This is a genomic window from Arcticibacterium sp. (genome assembly GCF_055134445.1).
In genome coordinates, this window is record NZ_JBSRVI010000048.1 from 1 (window position 1) to 10,687 (window position 10,687).

Here is a 10,687-nt window from a genome sequence, read left to right on the forward strand (position 1 = left end):
CTCTTCCGATCTATTCGCTCTACCTCCAAAAATAGATTGAAACCAAGTTTATGCTATCAAAGCTTGTGAGCACTTGCACTAGCCTTTGACTACCAACACGGCGACTTATTAGCGTTTGAATGCAAGCCTGCTGAAACGTGACTTAGATCTTTGTTACAGACCACAGAATAAAATGAATCAACGGTTTTTAATAGCTTTAACTTAAAGCATTAAATTCGTATATGAAATCATGAAGCGGTTTTGTTTGCTAAATCATGTTTTGTTGTAAATGTCCCGTTTGGGGATAGCCTGTTATCCAGATTATAAATAACTAGCCTTATTTTTATAGTGTAATGCTTCATTTACTAAAGTGATAAGAAGATGAAAAAACAAAGGTTCTACGATAGAGCATATCTTTATCTCATTTTCGGTTTAATCATTATTTACCTTGGATTTTCCGAGTCGTATTTCTTCAAGTTAAAGGAAACAACCTTCATATATCACATCCATGGAATCTCAGCCACACTTTGGATGACATTGTTGATTATTCAACCCTTATTATACACTTTAGGAAAGCTCAAAATTCACAGAAAATTAGGTTGGGTTTCTCTGATTGTGGTGCCTGTATTGGTACTTGCGGGCTTTGAAATGATGAAACTCATGATTCTGAGACAAGCCAGTTATCCTCCCAATATTGTTTATAATTTAGCTTTTATTGACGCATTTACCCTATTCGGTTTCCTTGCACTTTATGCTTTAGGCATTTATTATCGAAAAAACATCAAGCTCCATGCTCGGTTTATGGTCTGCACCATATTTGCACCTCTGGTACCCGCATTAACAAGGGTATTTTTCTCCTTTCAATTAGCCTCTAATTTCCACCAATCCCTGACTTATTCCTATGTATTGATAGAGCTGATTCTGCTCATCATTATTTTTAAAGAGCGGAAATATAGGGAAATAAGATATACCTACGTCCCCGTTTTTATGGCCATAGCCACTTTGCATGCTTTCATGTACTTTGCGGGTGATTGGGCGTGGTGGATTTCTTTAATGAACCGCTTTGCAGGTTATGAACTTTAAAAGGAATGCATTTTGTAAAAGCCTAACATTCTGCTTGAAGCCAGACCTCCACCAAGTATTTACCCCTCTTTAACCTGTCCTAATTTAGGAACTAAAACCTTTCTAAAAGTACAGCTCGTATTAGCCCCGCTCTTCCTTACTCGAGCATAGCCATGCCATAAATAAAAAGAAAACAATCCGATTTGTTAGGATTCCTTACTATATTTATATCGGCAATATTGCTAGAAGATTTAAAACCAATAGTTATGAGTAAGTCCATCTTTTATCACGCAGGGTGTCCCGTTTGCCTCAGTGCAGAGCAAGACATCTTAAACCTTATCAATCCATCGGATGTAGAAGTTGTAAATTTTCAGGATGCAAAATCTCGTATCTCGGAAGCAGAAAAGTTGGGTGTAAAATCCGTTCCAGCTTTAGTTACACCAAATGGGAATGTGCTTCACATTAATTTTGGGGCATCTATGGCAGATGTTAAAGGTTAAAAATTTAACACAATTAGTTAGGAGTCCTTTCCTTAAGAACTCCTAACTTTAACCCAAATTATTTGAATCCCTTCGCTTACATAGCAAATTTCAACCAATTATGAGACAAGCGTAATTAGGATTGCTAACTTTACCTATCACATTAATTAAGGTATGTTCATCCATGGAAAAAAGTGCTTTCAATATCAACTTTCAGCAGGAAAGTGTATCGAGTAAAATTGTGGTTGCTTTGGAGCGGGTATCTGAAGTCTTTAAAATTTTACTATGGGAACACGCCAAAGTGATAGGTTTAAGCCCTATTCAGATTCAAATACTCATTTTTCTTGCTTATCATAAATCCGAACTTTGTAATGTTAGCCATCTAGCCAAAGAATTTAATATTACAAAACCAACCGTAAGTGACGCTATAAAAATGTTGGATAAAAAGAAATACATCATTAAAGATTATTCCTTATCCGACAGTCGCAGTTACTCGATTTTATTATCCGACTTGGGTAGAAAAACAGTAGCAGAAACAGAAAATTTTGCGAACCCCATAGAAACGCAATTAAAGAAAAATGAAACAGCCGATTTAGAAAATGTGTTTGAAACATTATCTAAGTTGATCTATCAATTGCAAAAGAATGGCATCTTAACCGTTCAGCGAACCTGCTATGGTTGTACATTTTACGATAAATCTGACAACAAGAGTTACTGTAAGCTTATAAAAAAAGAATTATTGACTTCTGATATCCGATTGGATTGTTCTGAATTTGAAGAAAAGACAGTAGGAAATATGAGCTAAAAATGGGAATTGAAACCAAATTCATAGCTTTCAACTTCAACAGCATTCGTATTAATTTATGCCTTTGAAGTGGTTTATGCATTGTAGCATCGCAATGAGTGTTTAAGTGTAATAAATCAGACATTTAAACGAAATTAGCATCGGGTTTACCCTGAGCTTTTTGTCGAAGGGTTCTGCTGATTGAGTTTAAATGGGTATACGAACTGATTTGAAGCTTTTTTTACTGTCCCAATAAAATCGGGAGATTTTCTAATGCATAAAGCGGGATTAATTAGCTTCTCTCACGTACACAACGGACCGTCTAAACCCATGCTTTATTCTCCTAATAAACCAATATCTTTGTTCAAGACACGAAAAAAAATGGCGTCAGAAAACAAAATATTTATTGCAACAAGCATTGACGGATATATTGCCGACAAAAACGGTGGAATAGACTGGCTTCATGCCATTCCAAATCCTGATAATATTGACATGGGATATGGTGCATTTATGTCCCAAATAGATGCCCTTGTTATGGGAAGAACCACTTTTGAAACCGTATGTGGCTTTAATATAGATTGGCCTTATGAAAAGCCTGTTTTTGTACTGAGCAATAGTTTGACAGAGATCCCCCAAGCATATGAAGGAAAAGCCGAACTGCTTAACGGTACTTTAAAAGACATTCTAAGACAAATTCATGGCAAAGGATATCATAGGCTTTATATAGATGGAGGCAGAACCATCCAAAGTTTCTTGAGAGAAGATTTAATGGACGAAATGACGATTACCATCATTCCATTTTTGTTGGGTGGCGGCATTCCTTTATTTTCGAAAATGCATGACCGCTTGGATTTCGAATGCCTTGATACTAAAATATATTTGGAGAAAGTGGTTCAAAATCATTTTATAAGAAGAAGATAAAACGAATACTTGTGAAGTAGAAGGCTCTGGCAGAAGTGATGAAGAAGAAGGTTTCTATTGCTCAGGATTCATCTTTTGGATTATTCTCTTAAAGCCCTACATTCGCCTTTCAAGGGCCTCCAAGCAGCTATATGAAATGCTTTAACTTTGTAATGACATAAATATGATTTCTGAATTTCTATTAAAGCTTGTGCCATTTTCTCAAGATGAATTGAACGACATCGTTTCCCATTTTGAAAAAGAACACGTCACTAAAGACCAAGTGTTAGTGAGAGAAGGTCAAGTTTGCCATAAGCTATATTTTATAGAGCAGGGCATTGGCAGAAGTTATTACCTAAAAGAAGATGGAAAAGATGTAACGCAGTGGTTTTTTGGAGATCGTAACTTCATGACCAGTGCAGATAGCTTCTTTCAACAAAGTCATAGCTTATACTATCTGGAGATTTTAGAAGATGCCATACTCTATAGTATTACTAAAGATAAAATGGATTTACTGTTAGCCAAATATCACAAGATGGAAACCCTTGCGAGGCTTGTAACGATAGAAATCTTAAACCAAATGGTCCAAAAACTCAACGCTATCCAGTTTCAGACGGCCAAAGAGAGATATAATTATATGCTCGCAGATTTCCCTGACATTGCCCAGCGTGTTTCATTAGGGCACATAGCCTCTTATCTTGGAATAACACAAGAAACATTAAGCCGAATAAGAAGAAAAGATTAAATTAAATCAATCTGATTCTCGCTTTTTGATTTAGATCAAAGGATTCGATTTCCTGTCTCTTCAATTTTGCATTGTAATAACAAACGATTTACAATGCAAAACACCAAATCCAAATTAAGCGTCCTAGTACTAGCCCTTGTATGGTTCTTACCGGCAACGTCTATAGCACAGCTTTTGGATCCAAACCTTAGAACACTCATACATCAAGGGCTGAATAAAAGCCATAGTGTTAATAGCTATAATTTTGATAAAGAACAGGCTAAAGTTGATCAAAAAATAGCAAAATCTGTGTTGCTTCCTAAGCTGACACTCAATGGAAGTTATACGAGGCTAAATGATGATATCACCTTTGATGACGACACCCAAAATCTTTTAATCTCTACACAAAAGCTTTTGATTAAAGAGGCGGTAGGAATACCTTTCAATGATCCATTTCCACCTTCCATTCCATTAACGGCCGTCCCAAATTTGCAGAACAAAAACATTTTAAAATCAAATATGGATTTGGACTGGGTGGTGTTTAGTGGGTTTGCGGTAGATAATGCTATAGAAGCTAGTAAACACAAAGAAGCTTCTCTAAACCACCTTACCGAGGTAGAAAAGGAGAAAGTAGCTTTAAAAATTATAGAAACTTACGATAAACTAGCCTTAGTTTATGCATCAAAAAGCGTACTCACAACTTCACAAGATTTCCTAAATGAACAAGAATATTTTGTAAGAAAGGCCATAGAAAACGGTTTAACAACGCCTATTGACCGTAAAAAGATAGAGCTTGCTAAACAGCAATTAGAGGGAAAACTACTGGAGTTTGAGCAAAATAAAACCTTACTCATAGAGGTGCTTCATCAGCTCACAAATGACGATAGAGAGCATTTAAGGTCACTAAGTCCTGAATTACAGCCCTATGCCATAAACACCTTATCGGATACTGAAAAACGCAATGAAATAATGGCTTTGGAAGAAGCCGAACAAGCCACGCTTTTTAAAGCACAAATGGAAAAGAATAACTTCATACCCAAGGTGGCGGTTAAAGGACACTACGAATTTGTGGAAAGTGGTTTGTCGCTACTAGATCCAAAATGGTACGTTGGCGTGGGCTTAAAATGGCATGTTTTTGACGGCTTTGAATCGCGTTTAAAAAGCGAAAAAAGTAAAATAGAAGGTCTGAAATATGGCGAACAAAAAGCAGAAGCCGAAGAAATGATAGCTCTTGGCGTCATCAATGCCGAATTAACTTATCAATCTAGCCTTCAGAACATAAAGATGGTTCAAAAAGAAATTGAACTAGCCAGTGATACTTATGATATGATTAATAAGCAATACAAGAATAGTATGGCTTCTATAAACGATGTTCTGGATGCTTTAAACGAGTTAGAAAAATCTAATTTCAAATTACAAGAGTCTTTTTTCAAACAGCGTAAGGCTGCCACAGCTTTACTGCATGCCAAAGGAATACTCCACTATTAATAAACAAATAACGAAAATGAAATCACTAGTAAATATATGTATCGGTTTTATGGCCATGGCTTACCTAAGCTCCTGTGAAAACGAAACACCAATAACAGACTTTAGAGGTCAAGTAAAATTTGAAACCATTTCGGTGAGTAATAAACTGGCTGGAAGAATTAGCAAAATTTATGTTCAAGAAGGACAAACAGTAAAGCAAGGAGACACGCTGGCCATCATATACATTCCAGAAGTCAATGCTAAAATGATGCAATCAGAAGGAGCAATTACAGCCGCTAAAGGTCAATTAAATATGGCATTAAAAGGTGCCACTTTGGAGCAATTAGGTCAGATTGACGGTCAAATTGATGCCGCTGCTGCACAACTCAATTTTGCACAAGAATCTTATCAGAGGCTGCAAGCCATGTACCAAGATTCCTTGATCAGTTTACAGCAATTTGATGAAGTAAAAATGAAACGTGACATGGCTAAAGCTCAAATTTCTGCTTTAAAGGCTAAACGAAAGGAAGTAAGTCAAAGTGCACGAACAGAGCAGATAGACCAAGCCAAAGGGCAACTCAATAGAGCTATTGGTGCCAAACAAGAAGTACTTTCTGCAGCCGACGAAAAAGTGATGACTGCACCCGTAGACATGACCATTGAAACCATCAGTCTTCAAGTGGGCGAATTACTTACGCCCGGTTATGCTCTTTTTAACGGATATCAAAAGAACAGCACCTTCTTCCGATTTACCGTTCCAGAATCTAAAATATACGATTTCAAAGTCGGCCAACAGCTGACCTTAGTGAACCCATACATAGAGCAAGTAACCACGGTTAAAATCATAGCGATAAAGCAGCTGGCACAGTACGCCGACATCACCAGTACGTCGCCCTTATATGAGCTGTCAGAGTCAATTTATGAATTGAAAATGGTACCAACTTCTGATGTATCTCATCAATCCTTTTTTCTAAATGCCACTGTTTTAATTAAACAATAATTATTATGAAAGCGTATTTAGACTTAATTAAAGTAGAGTTCCAGCGAATTTTCTCTAATAACGTATTACTCGCCATTTTCATTGGAGCACCTATATTTTATGGACTTTTGCTTGGCTATGTGTATGAAGGAGCCAAAGTTGTGGGTTTACCCATAGTAATCGTTGACGAGGACAATAGCCCCATTTCTGATAAGATAATCGATGCTTTCTCAGATAATGAAGGCTTATCAGTTAGTGATGTACGTTATTCTTCAGGCAATCTCATCCATGAAATGCCTGTAAAGCAATATGCAGCCGTGGTGACCATTCCTAGCCATTTTGAGGCAGATATCCTGCAAAAAAGACATCCTGAAATACGTGTAGATCTGAATATGGCAAATATGCTGAATGCCAATACGGCCAGTAAAAATATTCAATCGGTTTTAATGACACTCAATGCCGGAATTGAGATAGAAGGATTGAAAAAACAAGGCATGCCAGCTACACAGGCTTTGGATAGCTATGAAAGCTTTAAAATCAATTTTAATAAGCTTTACAATTCCTCTGGAAACTATGTTACGTTTATGCTCCCAGGGATACTTGGTGCCATTATGCAGCAAGTGATATTTTTAGCATTAGCATTGGTTTTTGCACGAGACTTTGAAGACGGATATTTTGGAACCCTGGTAAAAAAGAGCAAGTTTTCTTTGTATCACATTGTGCTTAAATCCATTCCTTTTTTAGTGATGATACCTATCATGTGGGCCATTGTGAGTTTGTTTATCCCCTATTTTAAAATTGATGCGGACATATATAATACGCCTATGCTGGTTTTAGTCGCACTCTTGTCTTTAGCTTCTATGTTTATTGGGATGTTGTTTTCTATTGCTATTCCGAGTCAATTAAAAGCCACAGAGCTCTTGATGGTTATCTCTACGCCAGCTTTTATCTTGAGCGGATTTACTTGGCCTACCCTTGCTTTTCCGCATGCTGTCAGCCAAGTAGCCCAGTATATTCCTTTGACTCAATTTTTAAGTGCCTTTAGAAAAATAGCTTTTTATGGCGGTGATTTATCGGCTGTCAAACCCGAAATAAATATGCTTTTATGGATCATGTTTGTGAGTCTATTTTTAATGGTTCTCTTGCTACAAATCAAGATATATTTGTTTGGCAAAAAGCAAGTTAAGTTGGCTAAATAAACCGAAAATAATTTGCTATAAAGCCTTGCAATGGAGTTTGTCTCCACCATTTTACTTTCCTCGATGATTCACTAAATCGCTGGTTAATATTGCTGTTTCACTAAGCCAGAAGCTTAGAGAAACAGCCTCTGGTTTATTACCCTCCCTATTCCCTTTTGCATTCATTCATCCCTAATTTTCTCTATTTTTACGCCTGCTATAGTATCTGTGTAAAACTTAATCCTGTGGCGTTGAACAAATAATAAAAGAGGGCTCAAGTACTAAAACAATTATTAGCTAATACTAAAATAATCCATGTCGGAAACAAGGCTAAGCCACATTAAACTAGAAGAGGATATTGAACTGCTCCGGCAGGAGCTGGAAGCAATCGAAAAAAAAACCCAATCTTTTGAAGCTTTACTACGTTCTCGTCTCGGTGATTTGATTATAGAAGCACAGGAACTCTATGTTTTATACAAAGAGATTAAAAAGAAGAAAAAGGAAAAACGACTAGAGCAGAAAAAACGTGGTAAGAATTATCAGGAACCGCTTGGCTTAATTACTACCAAAAAGACAGCGGCAAATCTTGACTCTACCGAAGATCAAAAGGAGAAAAAAAGATTATACCGAGAAGCGATGTTACATGTTCATCCAGACAAATTCTTCATGAAAGAAAATGAAACGGATATCGCTACCGAACTGACCACCAAACTCATTGAAATTTATAAGACGGAGAGTTTGGAATCCTTACAGGCGTTTCATGCTCATATTTTTGAAGGGAATACCCAGATCATTTTAGGTGATGCCGCTGCTTCAGTGAAGGTCTTTTCTAAAAATAATTACTTGCAACAAGAAAAAGAACGTCTAGAAGATGCTATTGATTTGGCCAAGAACGAACAACTTTATAAGATCCTAAAGGAGTATGAAAACCCATTAACTTTTGCGGATGAATTGAAATATTACTACGAAGAAAGAATTCTCCAATTGAAAAAAAGAACAAGAAAAGGACTTTAAAATTCCATCCGCATGAATCCAGCCTTAAAACCATTTTGGAGCAGACTTTTTAAGTTCGACTGGAAATTTGGTCTATTCTTAATGCTACTTATTTGTATTCCAAGATTTATACTTGTGCTTCAAGCCAATGAAACTGGCAACTATAGTTTAATCGGTTTAGTGATGCTCATTTCGGCTATAGTGCCGTTCGTTTTTCTAAACAAACATGGAAGAAAGGCGATTGGCATAAAAGCACCTAAGAAACTTCACTACCTATTTATCGCACTAATTCTTGGTCTTGTATTTAGCCTTCTTCTGCACTATTTAGGAATAAGTTTATACGGCAACTCCTATGAAAACTGGTACGCCTACATAGGCAAATCTTACAAAATCCCTGAAGTTATCTCTGCTCCAGACAAAAAAACCTTGTTTCTTATCATGGCTGCTACGGGGATGCTCGTCAGCCCAATAGGTGAAGAATTATTTTTCAGAGGTTTGATTCACACCAGCTTCGCCAAATCTTTAGGAGATACCAAAGCCTCCATCATTGACAGTTCCGCTTTTGCTCTTACACATATTTCTCACTTTGGTTTGGTATTCATCAACGAAGCTTGGGATTTCTATGCCATTCCAGCCCTACTTTGGACGGTGTCCATGTTTTTGGTCAGCCTACTATTTTTCCAAATGAGAAAACGTACAGGCACTATATGGGGAGCCGTATTATGCCATTCGGGGTTTAATTTAGGGATGATATATTGTATCTTTTATTTACTTTAAAATGAAGCAAAATGCTTGTCATCAGCAATTCAATTTTGAGACATCCTTTCACTGGAACGTTTATATAAAGAAAACCCTACATCAATGTAAGGGTTTGCTAAAGTTTTCAGTTTCTACAAAAATCTAAGAATATGCCATTTCGAAATAAACTAATTATTTCCAACCTGGCATTTCATCACGGGTAATAATACGTGGATGTTTATACAAAGTTTTTATCTCGTCTACCGTATTCGATTCCTTCACCAGTTCTGCCCAACTCATAAAGAAAACCCATTTGGGCTGAGCAGATAACATTTCAGGGCTGGGCAAAACGGAACATTCCCCTATTGCCATTGGTTTATCTCCTACTATTGGTAGTATATAATTATACCAAGAAGCATCAAATCCCTTATCATAAACATCAAAAGCAAATACATCCCAATATGCTCCTCCTGGATTATAGTCCTCAAAATCTCTACTCATGTCTTGCATATCCCATATCCAAATCAAATTAGAGAGCTCTTTTACATTGGTAAAGTAATCATGAATAAGAGGGTAAAGCTGAGCTGTACCCTCTGGGCCTGGTCTCCCACCCCACCAAAACTTACCTTGATTCATTTCATGCAATGGCCTGAAAAGGACTTCGACGTCGTTGTCTTCTAGGTACTGTAGATAAACCGCAATGTCGTCCATTCTAGCTTTCCAAGTTTCATTTAGGGCAGATCCATCCGTTAGCAATTCCTTCCATTGGGCATCATCTAGCTGAGCATTGAGTAAACCTGGATCCCATCCGCATGGCTCACCTTGGTCTGGCGGGCAAGCATGCCACATTATGTTAATGACGGCTCCATTATCCCATTGCTTTTTGGCTTCATGCACCAAGGTCCATCTATTATCTATATTTCCTTGTTGAAATAAAAAGTCACCACTCCATAGTGCAGGATACGTTCCTGTAGTCTCTTTTATAAATGCTGTCCATCTGGCAGGCTTAGCATTCGGCTCTCTATTATGCTGTCCAGCAAGTGTACTCTCGCCAGAAATACCCTTAAGATATTCTAAGACTTGTGACGTTTGAGCTAATGATGCTGATGCCATAGACATCAGAAGCATTACCATAATGATTGTATGTTTTTTCATATGATATTCCTATTTGAAAAGTAAAGGAGCCAAATCCCATAAATTCTTTCGCCAAACCATCCATGTATGTCCACCTGGCGACTCACTGTATTGATATTTAACCCGGATTATATGTTGGGAAATCGTTATAAGTTTTAAAGTACAAAAAATTAGACAATTAAAGGAAATTAGCACAGCTATGATGATTAAGTTTAAATCTCTGATAAAATCCATTACTATTCTCCAATACATCATACAATAGGGTTGTAC

Annotated in this window: 11 protein-coding genes; 10 read left to right on the top strand and 1 reads right to left on the bottom strand. The window is 37.0% G+C overall.

Features of this window, described 5'->3' with window-relative positions; genetic code table 11:
* Nucleotides 1–360 precede the first annotated feature (360 nt).
* From ACTBZY_RS07100 to ACTBZY_RS07145, 10 genes are all read left to right on the top strand, one after another.
* Nucleotides 361–1,062 carry a hypothetical protein gene (locus ACTBZY_RS07100; RefSeq protein WP_463045658.1) on the top strand — a complete coding sequence of 234 codons (702 nt, stop codon included), beginning with the start codon at nucleotides 361–363 and terminating at the stop codon, nucleotides 1,060–1,062.
* Nucleotides 1,063–1,307: 245 nt separating this feature from the next.
* A complete protein-coding gene (locus ACTBZY_RS07105; protein ID WP_463045659.1) occupies nucleotides 1,308–1,541 on the top strand; it encodes a thioredoxin family protein in 234 nt (77 codons plus the stop codon).
* 163 nt (nucleotides 1,542–1,704) lie between these two features.
* Nucleotides 1,705–2,325, top strand: a complete 621-nt coding sequence (locus ACTBZY_RS07110) for a MarR family winged helix-turn-helix transcriptional regulator (protein ID WP_463045660.1) — start codon at nucleotides 1,705–1,707, stop codon at nucleotides 2,323–2,325.
* Between the two features lie 360 nt (nucleotides 2,326–2,685).
* Entirely contained in the window at nucleotides 2,686–3,225 is a 540-nt protein-coding gene (locus tag ACTBZY_RS07115) for a dihydrofolate reductase family protein (RefSeq protein WP_463045661.1), read from the top strand.
* A gap of 163 nt (nucleotides 3,226–3,388) precedes the next feature.
* Nucleotides 3,389–3,949 carry a Crp/Fnr family transcriptional regulator gene (locus ACTBZY_RS07120; protein WP_463045662.1) on the top strand — a complete coding sequence of 187 codons (561 nt, stop codon included), beginning with the start codon at nucleotides 3,389–3,391 and terminating at the stop codon, nucleotides 3,947–3,949.
* Nucleotides 3,950–4,042: 93 nt separating this feature from the next.
* Nucleotides 4,043–5,416 carry a TolC family protein gene (locus ACTBZY_RS07125; RefSeq protein ID WP_463045663.1) on the top strand — a complete coding sequence of 458 codons (1,374 nt, stop codon included), beginning with the start codon at nucleotides 4,043–4,045 and terminating at the stop codon, nucleotides 5,414–5,416.
* 16 nt (nucleotides 5,417–5,432) lie between these two features.
* A complete protein-coding gene (locus ACTBZY_RS07130) occupies nucleotides 5,433–6,395 on the top strand; it encodes an HlyD family secretion protein (protein ID WP_463045664.1) in 963 nt (320 codons plus the stop codon).
* Nucleotides 6,396–6,400: 5 nt separating this feature from the next.
* Nucleotides 6,401–7,573 carry an ABC transporter permease gene (locus tag ACTBZY_RS07135; protein WP_463045665.1) on the top strand — a complete coding sequence of 391 codons (1,173 nt, stop codon included), beginning with the start codon at nucleotides 6,401–6,403 and terminating at the stop codon, nucleotides 7,571–7,573.
* Nucleotides 7,574–7,867: 294 nt separating this feature from the next.
* Nucleotides 7,868–8,566, top strand: coding sequence for a hypothetical protein (locus tag ACTBZY_RS07140; RefSeq protein ID WP_463045666.1), 699 nt, complete (start codon nucleotides 7,868–7,870; stop codon nucleotides 8,564–8,566).
* A gap of 12 nt (nucleotides 8,567–8,578) precedes the next feature.
* Nucleotides 8,579–9,322 (top strand): lysostaphin resistance A-like protein, encoded by a 744-nt coding sequence (locus tag ACTBZY_RS07145; RefSeq protein WP_463045667.1) that lies wholly within the window; start codon nucleotides 8,579–8,581, stop codon nucleotides 9,320–9,322.
* Between the two features lie 153 nt (nucleotides 9,323–9,475).
* Here the strand turns inward: ACTBZY_RS07145 and ACTBZY_RS07150 are convergent, their stop codons facing one another.
* A complete protein-coding gene (locus tag ACTBZY_RS07150; protein WP_463045668.1) occupies nucleotides 9,476–10,438 on the bottom strand; it encodes a glycosyl hydrolase in 963 nt (320 codons plus the stop codon).
* Between the last annotated feature and the right edge of the window lie 249 nt (nucleotides 10,439–10,687).

What these genes read in the sequence shown, in the direction of transcription:
- ACTBZY_RS07100 (WP_463045658.1), top strand. Translation starts at nt 361, where the DNA reads ATGAAAAAACAAAGGTTCTACGATAGAGCATATCTTTATCTCATTTTC.
- ACTBZY_RS07105 (WP_463045659.1), top strand. Translation starts at nt 1,308, where the DNA reads ATGAGTAAGTCCATCTTTTATCACGCAGGGTGTCCCGTTTGCCTCAGT.
- ACTBZY_RS07110 (WP_463045660.1), top strand. Translation starts at nt 1,705, where the DNA reads ATGGAAAAAAGTGCTTTCAATATCAACTTTCAGCAGGAAAGTGTATCG.
- ACTBZY_RS07115 (WP_463045661.1), top strand. Translation starts at nt 2,686, where the DNA reads ATGGCGTCAGAAAACAAAATATTTATTGCAACAAGCATTGACGGATAT.
- ACTBZY_RS07120 (WP_463045662.1), top strand. Translation starts at nt 3,389, where the DNA reads ATGATTTCTGAATTTCTATTAAAGCTTGTGCCATTTTCTCAAGATGAA.
- ACTBZY_RS07125 (WP_463045663.1), top strand. Translation starts at nt 4,043, where the DNA reads ATGCAAAACACCAAATCCAAATTAAGCGTCCTAGTACTAGCCCTTGTA.
- ACTBZY_RS07130 (WP_463045664.1), top strand. Translation starts at nt 5,433, where the DNA reads ATGAAATCACTAGTAAATATATGTATCGGTTTTATGGCCATGGCTTAC.
- ACTBZY_RS07135 (WP_463045665.1), top strand. Translation starts at nt 6,401, where the DNA reads ATGAAAGCGTATTTAGACTTAATTAAAGTAGAGTTCCAGCGAATTTTC.
- ACTBZY_RS07140 (WP_463045666.1), top strand. Translation starts at nt 7,868, where the DNA reads ATGTCGGAAACAAGGCTAAGCCACATTAAACTAGAAGAGGATATTGAA.
- ACTBZY_RS07145 (WP_463045667.1), top strand. Translation starts at nt 8,579, where the DNA reads ATGAATCCAGCCTTAAAACCATTTTGGAGCAGACTTTTTAAGTTCGAC.
- ACTBZY_RS07150 (WP_463045668.1), bottom strand. Translation starts at nt 10,438, where the DNA reads ATGAAAAAACATACAATCATTATGGTAATGCTTCTGATGTCTATGGCA.